Raw genomic sequence first — 23734 nt, 5'->3', positions numbered from 1 at the left:
AAGCGCGTCCGGCGCAAGACCGGACGCGCTCTTGTTTGTTCGAATATGTGGAGGTTTGCTGGAGTTGATACCGCGCCGTGATCAGCGGAACTGTTCGCCGGCCTCCGCCTTCCGCACCAGGAGGGCAGGAGGCTCGAAGCGTGTGCCGTACGACGAGGCCAGTTCGCGGGACCGCTCGACGAAGGCGGGCAACCCGTAGGCGTTGATGTACTGCAACGCCCCGCCGTGCAGGGGCGGGAAGCCGATGCCGAAGATCGAACCCACGTTGGCGTCGGCAGCCGAACGGAGTACGCCTTCGTCCAGGCACTTCACGGTCTCGAGCGACATCGCGAACGTCATCCGCTCCTGAAGATCGACCAGCGGTACGTCGTTGTCACGCGCGAAGTGCTCCCACAGTCCTGGCCACAGACGCTTGGCGCCGTCGGCCGGATAGTCGTAGAACCCGGCACCGGCCGCCTTGCCCCGGCGATCGAACTCGTTGACGAGCCGATCCGTCACTCCCATGCCCGGGTGGTCGTCGAAGGCACCCGCGCTGTCGCCGGCCGCCCTGGCCGCATCGCGGATCTTCTGCGGGAGCGTCAGCGTGACCTCGTCGAGCATCGCCAGCGGCGGCGCGGGAAAGCCGGCCTGCGTCGCTGCCCGCTCGATCATCACCGGGTCGACGCCCTCGGCCACCATCGCCGCGCCCTCCATCACCAGCGTGCCGAACACCCGCGAGGTGAAGAAGCCGCGGCTGTCGTTGACCACGATCGGTGTCTTCTTGATCTGCCGCACCACGTCGTACGCCCTGGCGATGGCACGATCCGACGTCTTCTCCCCCGCGATCAGCTCGACCAGCGGCATCCGGTCGACCGGTGAGAAGAAGTGCATGCCGATGAAGTCGTCCGGCCGGTCGATCCCGTCGGCGAGCGACGTGATCGGCAGGGTCGAGGTGTTCGAGCAGAGCAGCGCGTCCGGCTCGACCACGCCCGCGATCTCGGCGAACACCTTCTGCTTGAGCTCCTCGCTCTCGAACACGGCTTCGATCACCAGGTCACACCCGGCCAGGTCGTTCGGGTCCGCGGTCGGCGTGATCCGGCTCAGGAACGCCTCCACGTCGGCCGCGGAGCTCCGCCCCTTCTGCACCTGCTTGGCCAGCAGCTTCTCGGAGTACTCCTTGCCCTTCGACGCGGCCTCCAGCGAGACGTCCTTGAGCACGACCTCGATCCCGGCCTTCGCGCACACGTACGCGATCCCCGCGCCCATCATCCCGGCACCGAGTACGCCGACCTTGCGCGCGGAGTACCGAGGTACGCCGCTCGGCCGCGAGGCGCCGGCGTTGATCGCCTGCAGATCGAAGAAGAACGCCTGGATCATGTTCTTCGCGATCTGCCCGGTCGCCAGCGAGACGAAGTACCGGGACTCGATCCGCGACGCGGTGGCGAAGTCGACCTGGCTGCCCTCGACGGCGGCGCTCATGATCGCCCGCGGTGCCGGGTACGGCGCACCCTTCAACTGCTTGCGCAGGTTCGCCGGGAACGCCGGCAGGAAGGCGGCCAGCTTCGGCGAGGCCGGCGTACCGCCTGGGATCTTGTATCCATCGCGATCCCACGGCTGCTTCGCGTCGCCGTCGTACGACGCGATCCAGGCCTGCGCGGCGTCGAGCAGTTGATCGGCCGGCACCACCTCGTCGACGATGCCGACACTCAATGCGTGCGCGGGCTTCATCCGCTGGCCCTGCAGCAGCACCTTCATCAGCGCGTCCTGCAGCCCGAGCATGCGGACGCTGCGGGTCACTCCGCCGCCGCCCGGCAGCAGTCCGAGCGTCACCTCGGGTACGCCGAGCTCGATCCGGCTGTCGTCGGCCACGATCCGGTGGTGACAGGCCAGCGCGATCTCCAGCCCACCGCCGAGCGCGCTGCCGTTGATCGCCGCAACGACCGGCACACCCAGGGTTTCGAGGATTCGCAGCTGACGCTTGACCTCCTCGACTGTTTCGAAGACCTGAGCCGCTTGTGACGGCTGGATCTGCGACAGCATCTGCAGGTTCCCGCCGGCGAAGAACGTCGACTTCGCGCTGGTGACGATCACGCCCTTCAAGCCGGACGAAGCCTGCAGGCGCTCGACCACCGAGCCCATCGCCGCGAGGTACGTGTCGTTCATCGTGTTCGCCGAGGCATCGGGGTCGTCCATCGTCAGCGTGACGACACCGTCGACGTTGGTCCAGGAGATCATGCGGCAAGCCTCTCGATGATTGTTGCGACGCCCATCCCGCCGCCGACGCACAGGGTGGCCAGTCCGTACCGGAGCTCACGCCGCTCCAGTTCGTCAAGCAGGGTTCCGATCAGCATCGCGCCGGTGGCACCGAGCGGGTGACCGAGCGCGATCGCGCCACCGTTCACGTTCACCTTCTCGTGCGGTACGCCGAGATCCTTCATGAAATGCAGCACGGCGGCCGCGAACGCCTCGTTCATCTCGAACAAATCGATGTCGCTGACCTCGAGTCCTGCCTTGGTCAGCGCCTTGCGGGCGGCCGGCGCCGGACCGGTCAGCATGATGGTCGGATCCGCGCCGCTCACCGCGGCGGCGACCACCCGGCCGCGTGGCGCCTGGCCGAGCGCCTCACCGGCCTTCTCGTTGCCGATAGCAACCAGGGCCGCACCGTCGACGATGCCGGACGAGTTGCCCGCGTGGTGCACGTGCTCGATCCGCTCAACAGTCAGGTACTTCTCCAGGGCGACCGCGTCGAACCCGCCGTGCTCGCCGATCGCCGCGAACGACACGGGCAGCCCGGCCAGCGTCTCGACCGTCGTACCCGGCCGGACCAGCTGGTCGTGGTCGAGGATCTGCAGCCCGTTGCGGTCGCGCACCTGCACGACCGAGCGGGTGAAGTATCCGTTTGCCCACGCCTTGGCGGCGCGCGCGTGCGACTCGGCGGCGTACGCGTCGACGTCGGTGCGGGAGAAGCCGTCGAGGGTCGCGATCAGGTCGGCGCTGATGCCCTGCGGGATGAAGTTGGTCTGCAGCGCCGTCTCCGGGTCCATCGCCCAGGCGCCGCCGTCAGAGGCCATCGGTACGCGCGACATCGACTCGACACCGCCCGCGAGGATGAAGTCCTCCCACCCGGACCGGACTCGCTGAGCCGCTTGATTCACCGCTTCCAGGCCGGAGGCACAGAACCGGTTGAGCTGCACGCCACCGGTCGTCTCGGGGTAGCCGGCGGCGAGGACCGCGGTCCTCGCGATGTCCATGCCCTGGTCGCCGATCGGCGTGACCACACCGAGCACGACGTCGTCGATGGCCGTCGGATCCAGGTCCGGATGCCGCTCCCGCAGCTCGTGCAGGAGGCCGGTGATCAGCTGGATCGGCTTGACCTCGTGCAGCGCCCCGGTCGGTTTGCCCTTGCCGCGCGGGGTGCGGATCGCGTCGTACAGGAAGGCTTCGTCACTCATGATGATCCCGTCGGTCGAGAAGTCCCTCCGATTGTGACAGTATCGCTGTCACGATGGTCAAGGAGGGGTCGTTATGATCTCCGCCATGTCGGAAGTCACGGGGGATGCTGCGACCCTTACGGTCGACGAGTTGTCGACGCGGGTCGGGATGACAGTGCGGACACTGCGGTTCTACGCCGGGCGCGGGTTGATCCCGCCGCCGGTCCGGCGCGGACGGGTGGGGTACTACGGGCCGGAACACATCGCCCGGCTCGACCTGGTCCGCGAGTTGCAGGCGCACGGGTTCACGCTGTCGGCGATCGAGGGGTACCTGGAGCGCATCCCGACCGATGCGTCGCCGCAAGACATCGCGCTGCACCGCACCCTGCTCACGCCGTGGATGCGCGACCTGCCCGAGACGCTCAACCGCGCCACGCTCGTACGCCGGACCGGTCGCGAGCTGACCGACGACGACATCGAGATGCTGATCGCGCTCGGCGTGGTCGAGCCGACGCCCGACGAGGACGTCTTCCAGGTGGCGACCGCCCACCTCAGCCTCGGGGTCGAGATGCTCGACCTGGACCTGCCGGTCGAGGCGGTGCTCTCCGCGGGGCGGATCTTCACCGAGCACGGCCGGGCCATCGCCGAGGAATTGACCGAGGTGTTCCGGACCAAGGTCTGGCCGCACTACCGGGTCTCCGGTGGACCGCCCGAGCACCTCCAGCAGTTGGTCGAGCGGTTCAAGCCGGTCACGATCCAGGGGCTCGTGCTCGCCTACGAACGCGCCGTCGGCGAGACCCAGCGCGACACCATCCGCCGGACGCAGAGCAAACAGCGCCGCTGAGGGCTGGACCGTCCCCTCCCCACGAGTTTCCCCTGACACTCGCGGACGGTCCAGCGGTTCAAGATGCCGCTAGCCGGTTTCTGCCGCCCGGCGGTCGAGCTCGAACTGCAGCCGTTGCCGGCAGATCGCCAGCCTGATGTCGAGCGCCCACAGGCTCCCGTCCGGTCCCTGACGCGCGGCATCCAGTCGTTCGACGACCTCCAGCGCGGCCGCGAGATCCCCGGGTTGCCAGGATTCCAGGCGCTCGGACGTCGCCAATCGATCCAGGAATTGTGAGTCCATGACCCTCTCCAGCGCGACGATCGGCGCCAGGGTCCGGGGCGGAGCTCACGCTACGCTTCCGGTCTGCAAATCACCAGCTCAGTGCGGCGACCCGCACCGGCCGTCCAGTTGTCATCCGTTTGTTTGCCACCGGCACCCGCCAGCACAGGCGGCGCGTCGAGTCCCCCCGGTCGGGCTTGTGACCGGGGTTGCAAGGTGGTGCGGTCTAGGCGCTGGGGATGCGCAGGTAGGTGAGCCCGCGCAGGTCGAGGTAAGTCTCCTCGCCGGTCGTCACCACCCGGACGAGGACGCTGTCACAGCCCCGGCACCGGGCGACCAGGCCGGGCGCGTTCATATAAACGTGTGAGTCCGCGAACACTCCCAGCTGACCGCAGGCAGCGCAGCGGGTGATCGCGGCGGTGATGTCGACGGCGAAGAGCTCACTCATAGCTCCGGCCGCGGCATTGCCGTCAAGATAACTGGCTTCAGTCATCACTATTCTCCTGTCGGTCCGAAGCGCTCTGTTCTCACCCGGGCCGGGTCGTGACCGGCCGCGACCAGCAGATCCGCCACCGTCTCCACGAACGGCGTCGGCCCACACACGTACGTCGTCGGCGCGTCCTCGGGCCGGAACGCGAGCCGCTCGATCACATCGGCATCGATCCGTCCCACCCGCGGCTCACCCTCCGGGGCCTCGCGCGTGTAGACGAGTCGTACGTCGACATCGTCGGAGCCGGCCAGCTCCTTCAAGTCGGCCACGTAGATCACCGAGGCAGGACGCCGTACCGAATAGATCAGCTGGACCGGCGTCGTACTGTCCGCGGCGGCGTGGGCGCGCAGCATCGCCCGCAGCGGGACGACACCCGATCCCCCGCCGATCAGCTGGACCGGCCCCTCCTGTTCCGGCTTCCAGACGAACCACCCGCCGACCGGCCCACGGATCTCCAGCGGGTCACCGACCTTCAGTACGTCGACCAGGTACGACGAGACCTCACCGTCGGGAACCTGCTCGACGGTCAGCTCGATGGTGTCGCCGCCGGTCCACGCCGAAGCGATGGAGTACGAGCGGGAGGCCCGGTAGCCATCCGGTGCGGTCAGCCGGACGTCCAGGTGCTGCCCGGCGAGGTGCCCGGGCCACTCGGGTACGTCGAGCACGATCGTCCGGGCGGTCGCCGTCTCACGCCGTACGTCGGAGACTGTGGCCGTCTGCCAGGTCAGTCGCCGGCGTATCGCTGTTCTTTCCATGGGTCTCCGTACTCGTGGTAGCCGGCGGTTTCCCAGAAGCCGAGGTCCTCGGTGTCGGTCAGGACCAGTCCGCGCACCCATTTGGCGCTCTTCCAGAAGTACAGATGCGGCACAAGCAGGCGGGCCGGGCCACCGTGTTCGGGGTCCAGCGGCTCACCGTCGTACTCGTACACGATCCAGGCCTGGCCGTCGAGCAGGTCCTCGAGCGGCAGATTGGTCGTGTAGCCGCCGTAGCTGTGCGCAAGTGCGAAGTCGGCGCCCGTCTCGACATCAGCGAGCAGTGTGTCGAGCGAGACGCCCTTCCACTCCGTCTGCAGCTTCGACCACCGGGTCACGCAGTGGATGTCCTTGGTGATGTCCTCGGCCGGCAACGCGAGCAGCCCGGCCCAGTCCCACCGGGACTTCTCGCCCGTCTCGGTGGTGACCGTGAACTCCCAGTGATCGGTGCGGATGTGCGGTGTCGGACCGGCCGACAACACCGGGAAATCCCTGGTCAGATACTGCCCCGGCGGCAGATCCGCCCCACTCCCGCGACGACCGGTGAAACCTGGCGACACGATGCCCATGTCGACCTCCCTGAAGATCCTGAGGGGAAGTCAACCACGGCTCCGCCCGAACTCCATCCCCTGGCCGGGAATTCGTCGTACCGGCGCGCCCGCGAGGGCGAGCGCCACGCCCGGAATCGGCCTAGACTGCAGGCTGGTGGTGCTGCCCTGGACCTCGGTGGCGCGCTGCGCGCGACCGTCCCTAGAGGGTGCACCGATGAGCGAATGGTTCGGATTGAGACCCGTCGGCGAAACGACGCCGACCGCGGGCGCGCGGCCGGCCGAACGACCGACGGCCGACTCGGAATCCGCCGAGACACCGCTCGAGGAGCCGTCGGCGGACGAGTGAAGATCAGTCAAACAGGGTACGGCGGGGAGATGATGAGAACTCTGGCGGTGGTACCGCTAGGGTGGAGCATCCGCCCGGCGGCGGCCCGACTGTGGACGGAACGGGTGGATCACGACCGCGGTGCCAGGGTGTGGGGGGCGATCGATGCTGCTGCCAAGAGCGCAGGCGCATCGCCGGCCCTGCGGTACGCCGTGATCGCGTGCGCCCAGGCCCTGGACGCGATGGGCGCCGGGTTGTCGATGCAGCGCAACGGCCAGGTCCTGGAGCCGTTGCTGGCCACCGACGAGCAGACAGCCGAACTGGAAGAACTGCAGGCCACCCTCGGGGAAGGACCGACCGGTGACGTCGTCGCAACGGGTGCGCCCGTCCTGCGGGCTGATCTGTCCGACCTCTCCGCCGGACAGCGGTGGCCGGAGTTCTCGGCAGCCGCCACCGCGCGAGGCGTGCACGGTCTGTTCGCGTTTCCGGTCGGCGCCGGAGCTGCCCGGCTGGGGGTGCTGAGCGTGTACCGGGAACAGGCCGGACCGCTGCGACCCGAGCAGCTCCAGGACGCTCTGATGTTCGCCGACGCGGTGTTCGTCCTGGCGCTGGACCACCGGCACGGCCTCAGCACCGACCTGACCGAGGTGATCGATGCGGCGTTCTCCACGCGGCGGGCCGAGGTGCACCAGGCTGCCGGGGTCGTCGCCGCCCAGCAGCGCATCGATGTCGCCGACGCCTTGAGCCGGCTGCGCGCCTACGCGTACAGCCGGGAACGCCCGTTGCACGAGATCGCCACCGAGGTGATGGCGGGCCGGCTGGTCCTGGAGAGCGACCGCGACGAAGGCAGCAAGAACGAGCACCAACAGGAGGAGAACTGATGAGCACATCAGATCGGAGAGTGCGAGAGGTGTTCATCGAGCTCGTCGACACGCTGGTCGAGGATTTCGACATCATCGACTTCCTGGACCGGCTCGCGGAACGCTGCAGTGAACTCCTGGGCGTCTCGGCCTGCGGCATCCTGGTTGTCGACCACCGCGGCGTACTCAATCTGGTGGCGGCCTCGACCGAGGAGGCCCGGCTGGTGGAGCTGACCCAGCTGCAGAACTCCGCGGGGCCCTGCCTGGACGCGATCACCACCGGACAACCGGTGCGGGCCGACCTCCGCGCCGGTGACCCGCGCTGGCCGCAGTTCGCAGCCGCGGCCGCAGCGGCCGGCTACTTCTCGGTACAGGCGTTGCCGATGCGGCTGCGTGACACCGTCCTCGGAGCCGTGAACCTGTTCGGCCCCGCGACGGGACCGCTGGACGACGCCACGATCGCGCTCGGGCAAGCGCTGGCCGACGCCGCCACCATCGGCATCGTGCACCAGCGCGCCGTGGCCCGGCACGAGATCGTCACCGAGCAGTTGCAGACGGCCCTCAACAGCCGGATCCAGATCGAGCAGGCGAAGGGCTTCCTGAGCCACAGCCTCGGCATCGGGGTCGACGAGGCGTTCAACGCGCTGCGGTCCTACGCCCGCACGAACAATCGCCGCCTGACCGCGGTCGCCGACGACGTCGTCCAGGATCGGATCGCGATCCCCGTTCCCCCCTCCGCGCCCTCGCGGTAGAACGATCCACAGTCTGGCGCAGTCCGGTGTCGATGGCTACGCTGAGGTGGCCTGTCCAGGTATGCCCCAGACCCCGGCGTCCGACCGTGTCGTGCCCCAGGGAGGGGTTGGCGTGGCACGGTAGGAGTCAGCTTCGGACGCACCCTCCGCATGGCTGGCGGATCAGGCGCAGGACCCGCCACGCTGCGCGCGACCCGCGAGCGCACGAGTGGCGGGTTTCCTGCGAGCGGGCTATACGCCCATCGTGCGGCCGATGATTTCCTTCATGATCTCGGTGGTGCCGCCGTAGATGGTCTGGATCCGGGTGTCGAGGTAGGCCTTCGCGATCGGGTACTCGGTCATGAACCCGTAGCCACCGTGCAGTTGCAGACAGCGATCGACAACCTTCTTCTGCAGTTCGGTGGTCCACCACTTGGCCATCGCGGCCTCGGCGACGGTCAGCGTTCCGGCGTTCAGTTCCTGGATGCAGCGGTCGACGAAGACGCGGGCGATCTGGGTCTCGGTGGCGAGCTCGGCCAGCACGAACCGGCTGTTCTGGAACGAGCCGATCGGCCGGCCGAAGGCCTTGCGCTCCTTCACGTAGCGCAACGTCTCGTCGAGGACGTTCTCGCAGGCGGCGGCCGCGACGACCGCGATGGTCAGGCGCTCCTGGGGCAGCTTCTCCATCAGGTAGACGAAGCCCTGGCCCTCCTCGCCGAGCAGGTTCGCGGCCGGGACGCGCACGTCGTCGAAGAACAACTCGGCCGTGTCCTGCGCCTTCAGGCCGATCTTGTCGAGGTTGCGGCCGCGCTCGAAGCCGGGCATCCCGCGCTCGACGACCAGCAGCGAGATGCCTTGCGCACCGGCTTCGGGGTCGGTCTTGGCGACGACGATGACGAGGTCGGCGAGGATCCCGTTGGAGATGAACGTCTTCTGGCCGTTCAGCACGTAGCGGTCCCCGTCGCGCCGTGCCGTGGTCCGGATCCCCTGCAGGTCACTGCCGGCGCCCGGCTCGGTCATCGCGATCGCGGTGATCGTCTCCCCCGAGCAGAACGCGGGCAGCCAGCGCGCCTTCTGCTCCTCGGTCGCATAGTCCAGCAGGTACGCCGAGTTGATGTCGGTGTGGATCGTGAAGCCGACCCCACTCGCGCGCACCCGGGTCAGTTCCTCGATCAGCACGGTGTTGAACCGGAAGTCGCGGACCCCGCCACCGCCGTACCGCTCGGGCATCATGAAGCCGAGCAGGCCCGCCTGGCCGGCCGCCGTCCACAGCTCGCGCGGGACGATGCCGGCCTCCTCCCAGCTGTCGTGGTGCGGCACGATCTCCTTGTCGCAGAACGCTCGCGCGGTCTCGCGGAAGGCATCGTGATCGGAGTCGAACAGCTGACGTTCCACGGGCGGTTCCTCTCAGTTCTGGATGGCGGCGCCCGCGGCGAGCAGGTCGTCGACATCGGTGATGCCCCAGTCGGCCAGGGCTTCGCGGGTGTGTTGCCCCGCTCGCGCGGGCGGCCGGTCGAGGCTGGTCGGCGTCCGGTCGAAGCGTGGGGCCGGCGCGGCCTGCCGGACGCCGTGGTGATCCACAAAGGTGCCTCGGGCAACGAGATGCGGATGATCGGCGGCCAGCGGGAGGACGGGCGTGACACAGGCGTCCGATCCGTCGAACAGCTCGGCCCACTCGGCCTGGGTGCGCCGCCGGAAGGTCTCGGTCAGCACCTTCCGAAGCTCGGGCCACTGCGCCGGGTCGTTGCGGTCCGGGGCGGTGAGGTCGAGTTTCTCGAGCAGCTCGGCATAGAACTGCGGCTCCAGCGCGCCGACCGCGACGTGCTTGCCGTCCGAGGTCTGGTACACGTCGTAGAACGGCGCACCCGTGTCGAGCAGGTTCGTGCCGCGCTCCTGCCGCCAGGTCCCGGCCGCGAGGGCACCGAGCAGCATCGTGGTCAGATGCGCCGAGCCGTCGACGATCGCGGCGTCGACCACCTGGCCTTGACCGCTGTGCTGGGCGTTGTGCAGCGCCGCGAGTACGCCGATGACCAGGTACAGCGAGCCGCCGGCGAAGTCGCCGAGCAGGTTCGCCGGGACCTGCGGCGGACCACCGATCCTGCCGATCAGGTGCAGTGCGCCCGACAACGCAAGGTAGTCGATGTCGTGCCCGGCGGTCTGCGCGAGCGGGCCGTCCTGACCCCAGCCGGTCATCCGGCCGTAGACGAGCCCCGGGTTGATCGCGTGGCACTCCTCCGGACCGACGCCCAGCCGCTCGGCGACGCCCGGCCGGAATCCCTCGACGAGTACGTCGGCCTGTGCGACGAGGCGTCGTACGACGTCGACCGCCGAGGGGTTCTTGAGGTCCAGGGCCACGCTGCGACGGCCACGGTTGACAAGGTCGAGCTCCGGCGGACCCATCGAGAGTCCGCCGCCCGGGCGGTCGATCCGGAGTACGTCGGCACCGAGCTCGGCGAGCATCATGCACGCGAACGGCGCCGGCCCGATCCCGGCCAGCTCGACCACCTTCACGCCCTCGAGTGGACCCATGCAGGCCATTGTGACAGTTCTACTGTCACAGTCGTCAAGTCATTGTGCGCGCCGCCACCACCGCGGAGGCCGGAATCAGAGCGCTCAGCGCGAGCACGACCGCGAGGGCGATCGACCAGCCGGGTTCGTTCCCCTCCAGATGCCCGAGGTGGAAGAACAGGTGCGGCACCGCATAAGCCAGGTACGCCAGCAGGGCGACGGTGGTGAGGAAGCGGTCGAAGCGGATCGCGGCGGCGGTGAGCACGATGCCGAGGCCGAGGGTCGCGCCGCCGAAGTCGTGGAACAGATGGTCGCTGTACGGCGGGGTCCAGTTGACCGTCGGCACGTGGTCGTAGAACGTCTTCGGGACGATCGTGAGCCAGAGACCGAGGATGATCTCGTAGGCGGCGAAGACCACCAGGACCGTGCGGACGTAGGTATTCATGACTGCGCTCCGAGTCGTCATGTGGTGTCCTTTCGTTTCACCAGCTCAGATCCGGTAGCCCTCCGATTCGTGACAACTGGCTTGCAGCGAAGGCGAGCTTGTCGGGGTTCATCACGAAGCGCAGGTCGGTCACACCGTCCGGACCAGCCTCGAGGAAGCAGATCGCCACCACTCCTTCAGGGCCTACGGCAACCAGTGCGGGCCGTCCGTTCGCCTCGGCGAAACCAGCCTCGATCCCGGCCCCGAAACGTTCCAGCGTGCCGATCAGGTAGCGAGCAACCCGATCCCGCCCGGCGATCGCGTTCCGGGCCGCGATGACCTTGCCGCCGCCGTCCGCCGTGGACACCACGTCCTCGGCCAGCAACTGCTCCAGCTCCTCGATCTCCCCCAGCCGAGCGGCCGCGAGGAAGCGCTCCACGAGTTTCTGCCACCCGGCCCGATCGACGGGCTGCTCCCGGCGTGACCCGGCGGCGATCCGTTTGCCGGCCCGCGACGCGAGCTGACGCGCGTTCGCCTCGCTCGTGCCGATCAGCTCGGCGACCTCGCGAAAGCCGTAGGCGAACGCCTCATGCAGTACGTACGCCGCCCGCTCCGCCGGCGTGAGTCGTTCGAGCAACAACAGCAGCGCGAACGACACGGACTCCCGCTCCGCGACGACCTCGAGCGGCCCGAGCGCGTCGTACTCCGTCCGCCCGGTCAGCACCGGCTCGGGCAACCACTCCCCCACGTACGTCTCCCGCCGTACCCGGGCCGACGTCAGCTCCTTCATCGAGAGATTGGTGACCACCCTGGCCAGGTAGGCGTCAGGGTCTCGCACGGTCGCGTGGTCGACACCCTGCCAGCGCACCCACGCTTCCTGCAGGATCTCCTCGGCATCGGTCGCCGTACCCAGCATCCGATAGGCGATCCCGAACAGCCGTCCCCGCAGACGCTCGAAGTCATCCACGTCCTCAGTCTGTCAGGAAGCTCTCCGCCGCCCGCTGGACCTTCAGGTAGTACTCCGACCAGCCGGCCTCGTCGAGCATGTCCGCATCCGCGCCACCCTGCCCGTCGATCAACTCCCGGACGATGTCCGCATGCCCGGCGTGATGGGCCGTCTCGTCGACGACCCGGACCAGCAGCGCGCCGAACGTCGTACGCCGGTTCCCCTCGGCCCAGTGGGGAACCTCGGCCGGCGTGTCCAGGTCGATCTCGGCGATCGACCGGTCGCTGTGTGCGCAGGCCTCCTTGTACAGCCCGGTGAGGTAGTCGCTGGACTCGGTCGGCAGCGCCCACATGTCGGCGCCCTCCCAGACTGTGCCGTCCGCGTCCCACGGCAGCTGCTCCGACGGCGGCCGCCCGACACTCGTGCCGAGGTAGACGTACTCGATCCCGACCAGGTGCTTGACCAGGCCGAGCAGGTTCGTCCCGGAGGGCACCAGTGGCCGGCGGCGATCGTACTCACTCAGCCCGTCGAGTTTCGCGAGCAGCAGTGCCCGGGTCGCCTGGAGATACGTCTGCAGTTCGGCTTTCATGCGGGGGACGGTAGCCGAGCGTCAGACAGTTTCCGGCGCACCCGGCGGCACGAAGGGCGCCGAGGTCGGGCCCTGCTCGATCAGCCGAAGCAGCGCGGCGGTGTCGGCGTACTCGTCGATGGTGTCGGCGAGCCGACCCAGGCGCGCCTCGCGCAACTGGGCGAAGGAAACGGTTCCATCAGGCGCGGGCTTGCCGGTCAGCTCGGCGATCTCGGCCAGGAAAGTGTGACGGGCGGTGTCGTCGTCGAGGAGACCGTGCCAGATGGTCCCCCAGGTGTTACCCGCGCGGCAGCCGCCCGGGAACGCGGTGGCGTCCCCGGTGACCGTGACCACACCGTGGTGGATCTCGTACGCCGTGGGCGCCGGACGCGCCAGCGTCTTCTCGGCGTGGAAGGTCGTTGCGACCGGCAACAACCCGAGCCCGGCGTGCTCGCCGCCGCCCTCGACACCGTGAGGATCGGAGATCGTGGCGCCGAGGGCCTGGTATCCGCCGCAGATCCCGAGCACCGGCCGGCCGGCCGCGACCCGGGACGCCACAGCGTCAGCCAGGCCCTGCGACCGCAACCATTCCAGGTCCGAGACGGTCGCCCGCGAGCCCGGCAGGACGACGAGATCCGCGTCCCGCACCTCGGCCGCGCTCGTCGTGAAGAACACGCTGTTGGTCGGCTCGACCGCGAGTGCGTCCAGATCGGTGAAGTTGCTGATCCGCGGGAACCTGACCACCGCCACCGTGAGCAGGTCGGCCGGGGAAGTTCGCCGTACGGGGATGTCGAGAGCGTCTTCCGAGTCCAGCCAGAGCTCGGGCAGCCACGGGAGTACGCCGTACGTCGGCCGGCCGGTGACCGACGTGAGCATGTCGATCCCGGGCTGCAGGAGCGAGACGTCACCGCGGAACTTGTTCACCAGGAAGCCGCTGATCAGCGCCTGGTCGGCGGCGTCCAGCAACGCGACCGTGCCGAACATCGACGCGAACACTCCCCCGCGATCGATGTCCCCGACCACGATCACCGGCGCCGTGATGTGCTGGGCGAGGCCCATGTTGACGTAGTCGGAGCGCCGGAGGTTGATCTCGGTCGGGCTGCCGGCGCCCTCGCTGATGATCACGTCGTACCTGGACGCGAGGTCGTCGTACGCCGCGAAGGCCGCCTTGGCGAGCTCGGCCCGCTCGGTCAGGAACCCGCGAGCGGTCAGCTCACCCCACGGCTCCCCCATCAGGACGACGTGGCTGCGGCGATCGCTGCCCGGTTTGAGCAGGACCGGGTTCATCGCGGCCTCGGGCTCGGCGCCCGCGGCAACGGCCTGGATCCACTGCGCGCGGCCGATCTCGGCGCCGTCGGCACAGACCATCGAGTTGTTCGACATGTTCTGGGCCTTGTACGGCGCCACCCGGATGCCCTGGCGCGCCAGCCACCGGCACAGTCCGGTCACGACTGTCGTCTTGCCCGCGTCGGACGTCGTGCCAGCGATCAGAAGCGAACCCACCCGGTGATCTTATGGCTCGTCGGTGGGCCTGCCCTGCTCGGCCTCCGGCTTGACCGGGGTGATGCGGCGCCCCTGCGCGTCGGTGCTGGGCAGCCGCGGCGCCGCACCCTGGAACCGGGTCGACCCGCGCTCGCGCGCCGACAGCGGCTTGGCGATGTTCTCCAGCGACTGGCCTTCGGCGTCGACGCCGAAGATCCACGCGATGATGCCGCCGGCCAGCATGACCGCGGCGCCGATGACGTATCCGACGGTCAGTGGACCACGGGCCGGGTTGTCGCCCTCACCGATCAGCGAGGCGAACAGGAACGGCGCGATCACACCACCGGTCAGCTGCGAGATCGCGAAGAAGAACGAGATCGCCTGACCACGCAGCTCGATCGGGAAGATCTCACTCACCGTCAGGTACGCCGACGACGCACCGGCCGAGGCGAAGAAGAACACCACGCACCACAGGGCGGTCAGCGAGGCGGCGTTCAGCGCACCGGCGTTGAACAGCATCGCGGTGATGAACAGCACCACGGCGGCCACGGAGTACGTGCCGAAGATCATCTTGCGCCGGCCGATGGTGTCGAAGAGATGCCCGAGCAACAGCGGTCCGGCCAGGTTGCCGATCGCGAACGGGAAGAAGTACAGCGCGATGCTGGAGTCGCTCAGCCCGAAGTACGCCTTCAGTACGAGCGCGTAGGTGAAGAAGATCGCGTTGTAGAGGAAGGCCTGGGTGACCATCATCGAGAAGCCGAGGAAGGACCGGCTGCGGTAGTCGCGCAGCATCACCCGGGCGATCTCGCGGTACCTCACCGGCGGGTAGTCGACCACATTGATCGCCTCGTCGTCGCCCACCTCGCGCAGCTCGCCGCCCTGGCGCCGGACCGTCTCCTCGATGCCGTCGACGGTGCGCTCGGCCTCCTCGACCCGGCCGTGCGTCATCAGCCAGCGCGGGCTCTCCGGGATGTGCCGGCGCAGGTAGATGATCATCAGACCCATCACCGGGCCGATCAGGAAGCACAGCCGCCAGCCCCACTCGATCGGGATGATGTCCTCGTTCAGGAACACCAGACCGACGGCGGAGCCGATCAGCGCACCGGCCCAGTAAGTGCCGTTGACGCCGATGTCGACCCGGCCGCGGTACTTCGACGGGATCAGCTCGTCGATCGCGGAGTTGATCGCGGCGTACTCACCGCCGATGCCCATGCCGGCGATGAACCGGAAGAGCAGCAGCGACCAGATGTCCCACGACAGGCCGGCCAGGCCGGAGGCGATCAGGTAGACCATCAGCGTGATGATGAACAGGCTGCGCCGGCCCCACTTGTCGGTGAGCCGGCCGAAGACCAGTGCGCCGACGACTTCGCCACCGAGGTAGACCGACGCCATCAGGCCGACCTGGGCGGTCGAAAGGCCCAGGGTCGCCGGCTCTTTGAGCACGTTGCCGACCAGCGAGACCAGCTGGATCTCGAGCCCGTCCAGGATCCAGGAGACGCCCAGACCGATGACGATCATCCAGTGGAACCGGGTCCACGGCAGCCGGTCCATCCTGGCCGGCACGAGACTCGGTATCGCTTTGCCTTCTTCCAGCGCGTGCTCGCTCATCCTGCTCCTCCCGAGACCAGATTCCGCCGGCGTGCCGGGCACGCCCCTCTGGCGGTACCCCGGGAGTCACAAATTCCAAACCCTCGGTGACGACGCCGGCCCGATGGCTAGAGTTGCGGCATGGAGAACGAGATCAACGTGGTGGACGCCAAGGAGCGCAGCCGGTACGAGGCGTTGGACGCCGACGGCAACCTGATGGGCTTCGTCGACTACAAGCGGCATCCTGGTGTGATCGCCTTCCTGCACGCCGAGACACTGCCGGACTTCCGCGGTCGGGGCGTAGCCGGCCGGATCGCGACGCAGTCGCTCGACGAGGCGCGGACGCAAGGGCTCCGGGTGAAGCCGGCCTGCCCGTTCTACCAGGACTTTCTCGAGGAGCACACCGAGTACGCCGACCTGATCAAGCGCCCCGGCGAGGAGTCCGAGTGACGGCCCCGGTGCTGGGCAAGCTCGAGTGGCAGCCGGCGGCCGACGTACCCGAACTGCTCGCGGCGCCGGTGCGCGAGGCCCTCGGTGACATCCCGGCGTACGCCGCGGCGATCGAACCCGGCCTGGCCGACACCGCGGCCTTCTGCGCGGAGTACGACGTACCGATGGCCGCGTCAGCGAACTGCGTGATCGTGCTCGGCAAGCGCGCCGGCGAGGAGACGTACGCCGCGGTCATGGTGCTGGCCACCGACCGGGCCGACGTGAACGGCGTGATCCGCAAGCACCTCGGCGTCCGGAAGATCTCCTTCACCGCCCAGGACGACGCGGTCGCCTCGACCGGTATGGAGTACGGCGGGATCACCGCGATCGGACTGCCCGCGGACTGGCCGATCCTCGTGGACTCGCGCGTGACCGCGGCCGGGCTGGTGGTGATCGGCAGCGGGATCCGGGGTTCCAAGCTGCTCCTCGACGGCGCCGAGCTGGCGAAGTTGCCGACAGCAACAGTGCTGGACCTGGCCCAGCAGTAGCGATGGACCGAGGCATGGGGCGATGGAGCAGCACGACTGGCCGGCGGAATACGCGGAACTGACCGCCGCTGACCGGCGTAGTCCGCTCCCACCGGAGGATCTGGACCGGCTGGCCATCGCCGCGTTCGTGCTCGGGCACGACGACGAGGTCACCGTCTACCGGGAGCGCGCGCACGAGGAACATCTGGCCCGTGGTGAGCTGGTGCCGGCGTTGCGGAGCGCCTTCTGGCTCGGGTTCCATCTGCAGCAGCACGGCGAGGTCGCTCGGGCGGCGGGCTGGCGGGCCCGGACCGAGCGACTCGTCCCGGACGACAACAGCGAGCTGACCGGACTGCTCCTGCAGGCCGACGCCGAGCAGATGGAACTCGACAGCGCGCGGGTGGTGTTCGAGCGACTCGGTGCGGTGGCGGACCTGGCAGCCCTCGATCAAGCGGATCGCAGCAGTGTGCTGAGTCCGCGGGAGGTGGAGGTACTGCGGTTGCTCGCCACCGGCGTGACGAACCGGGCGATCGCCGACCAGCTCTTCCTCAGTGAGCGGACCATCGCCCGTCACGTGAGCAACATCTTCGGCAAGTTGGGAGTCTCGAGCCGGGCGGCCGCCACGGCATGGGCGTATCAGCACAAGCTGACTGGGTAGAAATGACCACTCGGCGCCGAGCTGAGTTGGCGTGGTCGGCCGATGTGGCGACGGCGACCCGACGCCTAGCGTGAACTCATGAACAGGGTCGGGATTGTGGTGATCGGGGGCGGCCAGGCCGGTCTGGCGATGGGCTACTACCTCCGCAAGGCGGGCGAGGACTTCGTCGTCCTCGATGCGGATGAGCGGATCGGTGACTGCTGGCGGGAGCGGTACGACTCGTTGCTGCTGTTCAGCCGGCCGCGGTACGCGAGTCTCCCGGGACTGCGGATCGGGACGCGCGGCTGTCCGACTCGCGACGAGATGGCCGACTACCTGGAGCGGTACGCCGTCCACCACGAGCTGCCGGTCCGGACCGGCGTACGGGTGACGCGGCTGTCGCGGGACGATCAGGGCTTCGTGATCGAGACCACTGGTGAGGACTGGCGAGCTGATCAGGTCGTCGTTGCGGCAGGCATGCACACGACGGCGCATCGGCCGGCATTCGCCGCTGAGCTCAATCCATCGATCCGGCAACTGCACTCGCTGGAGTACCGCAACCCGGCGCAGTTCGCGGACGGAACGGTGCTGGTGGTCGGCGCCGCCAACTCCGGTACGGACGTCGCGCTCGAAGCAGCCAAGACCCATCGCGTCCTGCTGGCCGGCCGGCACCCGGGCCAGATCCCGGTCGATATCGACTCCACCGTCGGACGGCTGACCACGCCACTCGTGATGTTCCTCTTCAAATACGTGCTCACCCGCGGGACACCGATCGGCCGCAAGGCGATCGCGAGCACCCAGCAGCGCGGCCTCCCGCTGACCCGGAACAAGCTGGCCCACCTCGACGCGGCCGGCATCGTCCGGATCGGGCGCATCGAGGGTGTGCGTGACGGACGGCCGGTGACCGCGGAGGGCGACGTACTCGATGAGGTATCGACCGTGGTGTGGTGCACCGGTTCCGGTCCGGACCACAGCTGGATCGACCTGGCAGTGTTCGACGGCGGACGGGTCCGGCACGAGCGCGGCGTCGTGGCAGCCGAGCCGGGCCTGCTGTTCCTGGGACTGGATTTCCAGTTCACGGTGGCGTCCGCGACCATCCAAGGCGTGGACAGGGACGCGCGATATCTGGCCCGGCGAGTCCGCAATCTGACTCCGCGGGGTGCCGACCGGCCTGTTGCCGTGGACAGGCGGTAGCATCGCGGGCTGAAATGGGTGAGTGGACGCGCGCGAGGGTGGGTTCGGAGTCGAGTGAGTGATCCAGTGACGGTGAGTGGTGGCGACGGTGGTCCGACCGCGCTCCGGATCATGCTCGGCGGACAGCTGCGGCGGATGCGGGAGGCGGCCGGGATCAGCCGTGCCGACGCCGGCTGGCAGATCCGCGCGTCGGAGTCCAAGGTCAGCCGGATGGAGCTCGGCCGGGTCGGGTTCAAGGAACGCGATGTCAGCGACCTGCTCGAGCTCTACGGGATGGCCGACGACGAGGAACGCTTCCGGATGATGGAGCTGGCCCGGGCCGCGAACAACCCGGGCTGGTGGTCCCGGTACGGCGACGTGATGCCGAGCTGGTTCACCAACTACGTCGGCCTCGAGGTCGCGGCGACGCTGATCCGGACCTACGAGGTGATGTTCGTCCCCGGCCTGCTGCAGACCGAGGAGTACGCGCGAGCCGTCGTCCAGCTCGGCAAGTCCTACCTGCCCGGGACCGAGGTGGACCAACGGGTCGGACTGCGGGTGAACCGGCAGCAGATCCTGACCCGCCCGAACCCGGCCCGGCTGTGGGTGGTCATCGACGAGTCGGTCCTGCACCGGCCGGTCGGAGGCGAGAAGATCATCCGGGCCCAGATCGAGCACCTGATCATGTGGACCCAGCAGCCCAACATCACGCTGCAGGTGATGCCGTTCAGCAGCGTCGGGTACCCGGGCGCGGGCGGCGCGTTCAGCATCCTGCGGTTCCCCGAGGGCGACCTGCCTGACGTCGTCTACATCGAGCACGCGGCCAGCGCGCTATACCTGGACAAGCGGGAAGAGGTCGACGAGTACGTCGCGATCATGGAGGGGCTCACGATCGCGGCCGCACCCGTCTCCCAGACGGAGAGTCTCCTGAAAGAGGCCCTCGCTCGAATGGACTAGGCGACCGTCAGGTCGACCTTGATGTTGCCGCGGGTGGCGTTGGAGTACGGGCAGACCTCGTGGGCCTTCGCGACCAGCTCCTCGGCGACCGCGCGGTCGACGCCAGGCAGGCTGACCTCGAGCTCGACCTCCAGGCCGTAGCCGGCGCCGCCGTTGATCGGGCCGATGCCGACCGACGCGGTGACGGTCGAGCCGTCGGCGTCCTGGCGGGCCTTGCGCGCGACCAGCTTCAGCGCGCTGTGGAAACAGGCCGCGTAACCGGCCGCGAACAGCTGCTCCGGGTTCGTGCCCTGGCCGTTGCCGCCCATCTCGACCGGCGGCGCGACCGTGACGTCGAGCTTGCCGTCGTTCGTGGCGACCTTGCCGTCGCGACCGCCGTGGGCGGTGGCGTGCGCGGTGTACAGAACCTTCTCAACTGCAATCGTCATATCAGGATTCTCCTAGCGGGTGGGGTCGAGCACGAGCTTGCCGACGGTCCGGCGGGCTCGCAGGTCTTCGTGGGCGGTGGCGATGTCGGACAACGCGTACTCGCCGCCGACGATCGGGCGGAGGGTGCCTGCCACGGTCAGGTCGAAGAGCTCGGCCAACGGCTCGGCGAGCAACGCGGGGTTGCCGAAGCAGTCGGCCAGCCAGAAGCCGGCGATGGTCTTCGAGCCCTTCATCAACCGGCTCGGATCGATCGGCGCGGCCGACTGCCGGGACGCGGCACCGAAGGTGACCAGGCGGCCGAACCGGGCCAGCGCGGCGAACGACTCGTCGAACGTCGGCCCACCGACCATCTCCAGGACGATGTCGACGGGCTTACCGCCGTTCGCCTCGATGATCCGGTCCTTCAAGCCTTCCGGCGTACCGTCGATTGCGGCGTCCGCGCCGAGCTCGAGCACCTGCTTGCGCTTCTCGTCCGATGACGCGGTCGCGATCACGCGGCCTGCGCCCCACTGCTTCGCGAGCTGCACGGCGAGCGATCCGACCCCGCCGGCACCGGCGTGCACCAGGACGGACTCCCCCGACTGCAAGTGCGTCGAGGTCTTCAGCAGGTGCCAGGCGGTCGTGCCCTGCAGGACCAGAGCGAGCGCGTCGCCGTCGCTGACACCTTCCGGGACGTCCCAGGCGTACGGCGCGTGGGCCACGGCCTTCTCGGCGTACCCACCGGAGCCGACCAGTGCGACCACGCGGCGGCCGTCGTCGGTGTGCCCGACGACCTCACCGCCCGGGATCAGCGGAAGCTCGGTCCTGGACAGGTAGCTGTTCTCGACCTGATGCGTGTCGGCGTAGTTGATGCCGGCGCGGTCGACGGTGATCAGCACCTGGCCGTCACCGGCGATCGGGTCCGCCACGTCGCTGATCTTCAGGACCTCGGGTCCACCGAACTCGGTGATCTGAATCGCTCGCATACACCGTACTATACACTGTACGTTAGGTAGATCGAAGGGAGCTGCGTCACATGGCGCGCACACCGCGGAACACGTTGAGCTCCGAGCTGATCGTGCGGACCGCGCTCGAGTTGATGGAGTCCAATGGCGCGGACGCCTTCAGCCTGCGTGGTGTCGCCGCCGAGCTCGGTGTCGGCCCGATGGCGCTCTACACCTACTTCCGGAACAAGGACGACCTGTACGACGCCGTCCGGGATCACCTGATGGGGCTGCTGCCCGCCGTACCGCAGGAGGTGGCCTGGCCGGACCAGGTGCGGGCGGTGTGCCGGTCGCTGCGGCTGCTGATGCTGCAGCATCCTTGCCTTGCGCAACTACTCGCGGGCCGGCCGCTGAGCGGGCACGAGACCGCTCGGGTGGCCGAAGGCCTGCTCGGCGTGCTGCGCGCGGCCGGGTTCGACCCGGAGACGGCGGCACGGACACACACCACGCTGTTCACGTACGTGCTCGGGGCAACGTCCTGGGAGATCCAGATGGCGGCCGAGCGCCGTGATCCCGAGGCGTGGCGGCGCCTACGGACGACCATGGAGTCGTTGTCGGCCCAGGAGTTTCCGTCAGTCGTCGAGCTCGCCCCGGAGCTGGCCCGGACAACCGGCGGCGACGAGCAATTCGACTACGGGCTGGACCTGCTGCTCGAGGGACTACGGGTCAGAACACCATCGTGACGATGGCGAGGATGCCGATGCAGACGATCAGCGCGCGCAGTGCGATCGGCGGGAGCTTGCGGCCGTAGCGGGCGCCGATGAAGCCGCCGATGGTGGAGCCGACCGCGATCAGGCCGGCGGCCAGCCAGTCGATGTCGTGGACAAGGATGAACAGCACCGCGGCGATCGAGTTCACGACCGTGGCGAGGACGTTCTTCAGGCCGTTCATCCGCTGCAGGTTCGTGTCCAGGCCGAGGCCCAGGATCGCCATCAGCAGCACGCCCTGGGCGGCACCGAAGTACCCGCCGTAGACGCCGGTCGCGAACACCGCGGGGATCACCCACCACGCACCCCGGTGCTGATGCGACGGCACGCTGATCCAGCGCGACAGCCACGGCTGGAAGGCGACCAGCAGACAGCCGAGCAGGATCAGGACCGGTACGACGGCGTGGAACGCGGAGTCGGGCAGCGTCAGCAGCAGCACCGCCCCGACGATGCCGCCGAGCAGCGACGCCGGGATCAGCCGGAGCATGCGGCCGCGCTGGCCCTGGAGCTCACGCCGGTAGCCGATCGCGCCGGCCGCCGTACCCGGCGCGAGACCGACCGTATTGCTGACGTTCGCCAGGACGGGTGGGATGCCGACGGCAAGCAACGCGGGAAAGGTCAGCAGCGTGCCCGACCCCACCACGGCGTTGATCGTGCCCGCGCCCAGCCCCGCCATCAGGACGAACAGCGCCTCGTACCATGTCATCGCTGCCCGACTTTACGCACCTGACCGCACCCGGCGCTCATCCGTCCGTCAGTTGAACAGACAAGTAATGCAGAGGGCCTTCCCGGACGGATCCGGAAAGGCCCTCTGCATGGTTCTGCGTCAACGCTGTGGCGGCTCGGCGGCCGGCGGCTCCTGGGTCGGAAGGTCCTGCTGCGAGTTGATCGACGGCGTCACCGGCACCTGGCCACGGTTGCCGACCGCGGCGTTCTCGGCCGCGGCGATCGCCTCGCGGACCGCGTTGTCGGCCTCGGCCACCGCCGCGGCCGGCGCACCGGTCGTCGCCCCGGTGCTGTCCAGCTCCGGCACCTCGCCGTTGGACAGCTCCGGCGCCTGCCAGGTGCCCTCAGCCTTCGCCGGGATGCCGGCCACCTGGCCGACCGCGCTACCCAGGCCCTTGAGCGCGTCGCCGATCTCGCTCGGCACGATCCAGAGCTTGTTCGCGTCGCCCTGAGCGATCGACGGCAGCATCTGCAGGTACTGGTACGCGAGCAGACCCTGGTCCGGCTTGCCGGCGTGGATCGCGTTGAAGACCGTGGTGATGGCCTGTGCCTCACCCTGGGCCTTCAGGATCCGCGCCTGCCGCTCGGCCTCGGCCCGCAGGATCCGGGACTGCTTGTCACCCTCGGCGGTCAGGATCGCGGACTGCTTCTGGCCCTCGGCCGACAGGACGGCCGACTGCCGCATACCTTCGGCGGTCAGGATCGCGGCGCGCTTGTCGCGGTCGGCGCGCATCTGCTTCTCCATCGAGTCCTGGATCGAGGGCGGCGGGTCGATCGAGCGCAGCTCGACCCGGTTGACCCGGATGCCCCACTTGCCGGTCGCCTCGTCCAGCACGTAGCGGAGCTTCTCGTTGATCTCCTCACGGCTGGTCAGCGTCTGCTCCAGATCCATGCCACCGATGATGTTTCGCAGCGTCGTCATGGTCAGCTGCTCGATCGCCTGGATGTAGTTGGAGATCTCGTACGTCGCCCGGACCGGGTCGTTCACCTGGAAGTAGATGACGGAGTCGATCGACACCATCAGGTTGTCCTCGGTGATGACGCCCTGGGGCGGGAACGCGACGACCTGCTCGCGCATGTCGATGGTGTAGCGGACCTTGTCGACGAACGGCGTCAACAGGTTCAGCCCCGGCTGCAGACCGGTCTTGAACTTGCCGAATCGCTCGACGATCCCGACGGTCTGCTGCTGCACCACCCGGACGGACTTAACCAGTGTGACGATCACCAGTAAGGCGACCAATGCCAGCACTATGAGGAACGCGGTCACTTGACCCTCCACTCGACAGAACCCTCAGGACGGACAGTCTTTCCTATCGACGGTCCACCTGGCGTACCGGTTCCCGGCGCGTCGGCTGCCTGATCAAGCAGGTACTTACCGGCCGTCCCTCACTACCGACAGTACTTCGCCATGCAATTGGCCGGGCCTT

General features: G+C 68.6%; 27 protein-coding genes. 10 read left to right on the top strand and 17 right to left on the bottom strand.

The genetic code is table 11. The features are described 5' to 3' along the window. Nucleotides 1-81: 81 nt before the first annotated feature. On the bottom strand, nt 82-2214 hold the full coding sequence (locus tag ACZ3HV_RS03095) for a 3-hydroxyacyl-CoA dehydrogenase NAD-binding domain-containing protein (protein WP_465680332.1): 2133 nt from the start codon (nt 2212-2214) through the stop codon (nt 82-84). Beyond that, entirely contained in the window at nt 2211-3431 is a 1221-nt protein-coding gene (locus ACZ3HV_RS03090; RefSeq protein ID WP_465680330.1) for an acetyl-CoA C-acetyltransferase, read from the bottom strand. The genes ACZ3HV_RS03095 and ACZ3HV_RS03090 overlap by 4 nt, the downstream gene beginning before the upstream one ends. 85 nt (nt 3432-3516) lie before the next feature. Between ACZ3HV_RS03090 and ACZ3HV_RS03085 the strand changes: the two genes are divergently transcribed. After that, a complete protein-coding gene (locus tag ACZ3HV_RS03085) occupies nt 3517-4254 on the top strand; it encodes a MerR family transcriptional regulator (RefSeq protein ID WP_465680328.1) in 738 nt (245 codons plus the stop codon). A gap of 69 nt (nt 4255-4323) precedes the next feature. Here ACZ3HV_RS03085 and ACZ3HV_RS03080 read toward each other — a convergent pair whose 3' ends face one another. The 4 genes from ACZ3HV_RS03080 to ACZ3HV_RS03065 all read right to left on the bottom strand — a co-directional run bounded on the left by ACZ3HV_RS03080 (nt 4324) and on the right by ACZ3HV_RS03065 (nt 6326). Continuing rightward, a complete protein-coding gene (locus ACZ3HV_RS03080; RefSeq protein ID WP_465680326.1) occupies nt 4324-4536 on the bottom strand; it encodes a hypothetical protein in 213 nt (70 codons plus the stop codon). A 205-nt stretch (nt 4537-4741) separates the two neighbouring features. Continuing rightward, nucleotides 4742-5008, bottom strand: coding sequence for a DUF6510 family protein (locus ACZ3HV_RS03075; RefSeq protein ID WP_465680324.1), 267 nt, complete (start codon nt 5006-5008; stop codon nt 4742-4744). A 2-nt stretch (nt 5009-5010) separates the two neighbouring features. Then, nucleotides 5011-5760, bottom strand: coding sequence for a ferredoxin reductase (locus ACZ3HV_RS03070; protein ID WP_465680322.1), 750 nt, complete (start codon nt 5758-5760; stop codon nt 5011-5013). Continuing rightward, nucleotides 5730-6326, bottom strand: coding sequence for a sulfite oxidase-like oxidoreductase (locus tag ACZ3HV_RS03065; protein ID WP_465680320.1), 597 nt, complete (start codon nt 6324-6326; stop codon nt 5730-5732). The genes ACZ3HV_RS03070 and ACZ3HV_RS03065 overlap by 31 nt, the downstream gene beginning before the upstream one ends. Before the next feature lie 196 nt (nt 6327-6522). Here ACZ3HV_RS03065 and ACZ3HV_RS03060 point away from each other — a divergent pair, with 196 nt between their 5' ends. The 3 genes from ACZ3HV_RS03060 to ACZ3HV_RS03050 all read left to right on the top strand — a co-directional run bounded on the left by ACZ3HV_RS03060 (nt 6523) and on the right by ACZ3HV_RS03050 (nt 8245). Beyond that, nucleotides 6523-6654, top strand: a complete 132-nt coding sequence (locus ACZ3HV_RS03060; protein WP_360373516.1) for a hypothetical protein — start codon at nt 6523-6525, stop codon at nt 6652-6654. 104 nt (nt 6655-6758) lie between these two features. Then, nucleotides 6759-7514, top strand: coding sequence for a GAF and ANTAR domain-containing protein (locus ACZ3HV_RS03055; protein WP_465680318.1), 756 nt, complete (start codon nt 6759-6761; stop codon nt 7512-7514). Further along, the gene (locus tag ACZ3HV_RS03050) at nt 7514-8245 is read left to right on the top strand and encodes a GAF and ANTAR domain-containing protein (RefSeq protein ID WP_465680316.1); all 732 of its coding nucleotides are present in this window, start codon (nt 7514-7516) and stop codon (nt 8243-8245) included. The genes ACZ3HV_RS03055 and ACZ3HV_RS03050 overlap by 1 nt, the downstream gene beginning before the upstream one ends. Nucleotides 8246-8476: 231 nt before the next feature. On the opposite strand, the gene ACZ3HV_RS03045 is transcribed toward ACZ3HV_RS03050, so the two are convergent. From ACZ3HV_RS03045 to ACZ3HV_RS03015, 7 genes are read right to left on the bottom strand one after another with little or no spacing between them, the layout of a single operon-like run. Continuing rightward, the gene (locus tag ACZ3HV_RS03045) at nt 8477-9619 is read right to left on the bottom strand and encodes an acyl-CoA dehydrogenase family protein (RefSeq protein WP_465680314.1); all 1143 of its coding nucleotides are present in this window, start codon (nt 9617-9619) and stop codon (nt 8477-8479) included. A 12-nt stretch (nt 9620-9631) separates the two neighbouring features. Further along, the gene (locus ACZ3HV_RS03040) at nt 9632-10753 is read right to left on the bottom strand and encodes a CaiB/BaiF CoA transferase family protein (RefSeq protein ID WP_465680312.1); all 1122 of its coding nucleotides are present in this window, start codon (nt 10751-10753) and stop codon (nt 9632-9634) included. Between the two features lie 34 nt (nt 10754-10787). Then, nucleotides 10788-11198 (bottom strand): hypothetical protein, encoded by a 411-nt coding sequence (locus ACZ3HV_RS03035; protein ID WP_465680310.1) that lies wholly within the window; start codon nt 11196-11198, stop codon nt 10788-10790. Between the two features lie 16 nt (nt 11199-11214). Continuing rightward, nucleotides 11215-12123: an RNA polymerase sigma factor SigJ gene (gene sigJ / locus ACZ3HV_RS03030; protein ID WP_465680308.1), complete on the bottom strand. Its 909-nt coding sequence runs from the start codon at nt 12121-12123 to the stop codon at nt 11215-11217. A 4-nt stretch (nt 12124-12127) separates the two neighbouring features. Continuing rightward, nucleotides 12128-12691: a DinB family protein gene (locus ACZ3HV_RS03025; protein WP_465680307.1), complete on the bottom strand. Its 564-nt coding sequence runs from the start codon at nt 12689-12691 to the stop codon at nt 12128-12130. A gap of 21 nt (nt 12692-12712) precedes the next feature. Continuing rightward, nucleotides 12713-14173: a cobyric acid synthase gene (locus ACZ3HV_RS03020; protein WP_465680305.1), complete on the bottom strand. Its 1461-nt coding sequence runs from the start codon at nt 14171-14173 to the stop codon at nt 12713-12715. 9 nt (nt 14174-14182) lie between these two features. Then, the gene (locus ACZ3HV_RS03015; protein ID WP_465680303.1) at nt 14183-15760 is read right to left on the bottom strand and encodes an MFS transporter; all 1578 of its coding nucleotides are present in this window, start codon (nt 15758-15760) and stop codon (nt 14183-14185) included. Between the two features lie 120 nt (nt 15761-15880). Between ACZ3HV_RS03015 and ACZ3HV_RS03010 the strand changes: the two genes are divergently transcribed. The 5 genes from ACZ3HV_RS03010 (at nt 15881) to ACZ3HV_RS02990 (ending at nt 19462) form a co-directional block, all read left to right on the top strand. After that, a complete protein-coding gene (locus ACZ3HV_RS03010; protein WP_465680301.1) occupies nt 15881-16189 on the top strand; it encodes a GNAT family N-acetyltransferase in 309 nt (102 codons plus the stop codon). Then, the gene (locus tag ACZ3HV_RS03005; RefSeq protein ID WP_465680299.1) at nt 16186-16716 is read left to right on the top strand and encodes a YbaK/EbsC family protein; all 531 of its coding nucleotides are present in this window, start codon (nt 16186-16188) and stop codon (nt 16714-16716) included. Before ACZ3HV_RS03010 ends, ACZ3HV_RS03005 begins: the two co-directional genes overlap by 4 nt. A gap of 22 nt (nt 16717-16738) precedes the next feature. Then, nucleotides 16739-17353, top strand: a complete 615-nt coding sequence (locus tag ACZ3HV_RS03000) for a helix-turn-helix transcriptional regulator (protein ID WP_465680297.1) — start codon at nt 16739-16741, stop codon at nt 17351-17353. A gap of 78 nt (nt 17354-17431) precedes the next feature. Further along, nucleotides 17432-18526: a flavin-containing monooxygenase gene (locus tag ACZ3HV_RS02995; RefSeq protein ID WP_465680295.1), complete on the top strand. Its 1095-nt coding sequence runs from the start codon at nt 17432-17434 to the stop codon at nt 18524-18526. 111 nt (nt 18527-18637) lie between these two features. Next, nucleotides 18638-19462 carry a helix-turn-helix domain-containing protein gene (locus ACZ3HV_RS02990; RefSeq protein WP_360373618.1) on the top strand — a complete coding sequence of 275 codons (825 nt, stop codon included), beginning with the start codon at nt 18638-18640 and terminating at the stop codon, nt 19460-19462. Here the strand turns inward: ACZ3HV_RS02990 and ACZ3HV_RS02985 are convergent. After that, nucleotides 19459-19890: an organic hydroperoxide resistance protein gene (locus tag ACZ3HV_RS02985; RefSeq protein WP_360373553.1), complete on the bottom strand. Its 432-nt coding sequence runs from the start codon at nt 19888-19890 to the stop codon at nt 19459-19461. The genes ACZ3HV_RS02990 and ACZ3HV_RS02985 overlap by 4 nt on opposite strands. Nucleotides 19891-19902: 12 nt before the next feature. Continuing rightward, nucleotides 19903-20856: a quinone oxidoreductase family protein gene (locus tag ACZ3HV_RS02980; protein ID WP_465680293.1), complete on the bottom strand. Its 954-nt coding sequence runs from the start codon at nt 20854-20856 to the stop codon at nt 19903-19905. Between the two features lie 50 nt (nt 20857-20906). Here ACZ3HV_RS02980 and ACZ3HV_RS02975 point away from each other — a divergent pair, with 50 nt between their 5' ends. Then, nucleotides 20907-21557, top strand: coding sequence for a TetR/AcrR family transcriptional regulator (locus tag ACZ3HV_RS02975; protein WP_465680291.1), 651 nt, complete (start codon nt 20907-20909; stop codon nt 21555-21557). Here ACZ3HV_RS02975 and ACZ3HV_RS02970 read toward each other — a convergent pair. Together ACZ3HV_RS02970 and ACZ3HV_RS02965 are read right to left on the bottom strand one after the other, a co-directional pair. Beyond that, nucleotides 21541-22287, bottom strand: a complete 747-nt coding sequence (locus ACZ3HV_RS02970) for a sulfite exporter TauE/SafE family protein (RefSeq protein WP_465680289.1) — start codon at nt 22285-22287, stop codon at nt 21541-21543. The genes ACZ3HV_RS02975 and ACZ3HV_RS02970 overlap by 17 nt on opposite strands. Nucleotides 22288-22407: 120 nt before the next feature. Beyond that, nucleotides 22408-23574: an SPFH domain-containing protein gene (locus ACZ3HV_RS02965; RefSeq protein ID WP_465680287.1), complete on the bottom strand. Its 1167-nt coding sequence runs from the start codon at nt 23572-23574 to the stop codon at nt 22408-22410. Nucleotides 23575-23734: the final 160 nt, after the last annotated feature.

This window comes from Kribbella sp. NPDC020701 (assembly GCF_055562215.1).
This window is presented reverse-complemented; position numbering and strand designations above follow the sequence as displayed.